Raw genomic sequence first — 862 nt, forward strand, 5'->3', positions numbered from 1 at the left:
GCTAGGGTCTGTTGCCGTTTCACATGGGTAACCAGAGAAAGGCACAGGCCATGGCCACGACGCTTTCGTAATTTCTCTTGAGTTTGTCGAACCGAGATGCCACAGCCCGGTAGTGCTTTAGCCGGGCGAAGGCGTTCTCCACCAAGTGCCGATTGCGGTAAAGACCTCTGTCCAGATCCGCGTTGCCTTTCACGGAGTTACGCCTTCTCGGGATCACGGCCTTGGCCCCTTGTTGCTCAATCTGCTCCCGAACTCTCTCGCTGTCATAGCCCTTATCCGCGACGATGGTTTCTGCCTCCGGGAGCTTGGCAATCAATGCGGGAGCCTGGGTGCAATCATTGATTTGACCGCCCGTAATTTCAAACTCGATGGGCAGTCCATGAGCATCAACTGCCAGGTGAATCTTGCTGGTATTGCCAGCTCGACTTTTTCCTATGGCCTCATCGTTGCCACTGGCAGCACCTGCACTGTGCTGGTGAGCCTTGGCATAGCTGCCATCAATGAACACCCATTCCATGTCAGGCTGCGCCACAAGCACCTTGAAAACCTTGAGCCATTTTCCAGTTGCGGACCACGCATTGAAGCGTTTGTAGACCTTATTCCAGTTCCCGAACGCCTTGGGTAGATCTCTCCAGGGGCATCCCGTACGCATGCGGTACAGCATGCCCTCCACGGTCATTCGTAGATCACGCTTGTTGTAGATGGCCTTGTGCAGCAGAATTTCCCGCAGCTTCGACCAATGCTCATCACTGAGCAGTAATCGGGGCATTGCAAACTCGTATCGATGTTGGGTCAGAGCTTCAAAGATACGAGTTTGCTCATATATATCAATTGGTTAGCACGAAACGGCAACAGACCCTAG

General features: G+C 53.4%; 1 protein-coding gene. It reads right to left on the reverse strand.

Going from position 1 to position 862, the window contains the following annotated elements; genetic code table 11:
- Nucleotides 1-19 precede the first annotated feature (19 nt).
- Entirely contained in the window at nt 20-769 is a 750-nt protein-coding gene (locus G7020_RS23775) for an IS5 family transposase (RefSeq protein WP_181087221.1), read from the reverse strand.
- Nucleotides 770-862 lie beyond the last annotated feature (93 nt).

It is taken from the genome of Stutzerimonas stutzeri, from assembly GCF_013522825.1.
GTDB lineage: Bacteria > Pseudomonadota > Gammaproteobacteria > Pseudomonadales > Pseudomonadaceae > Stutzerimonas > Stutzerimonas stutzeri_AK.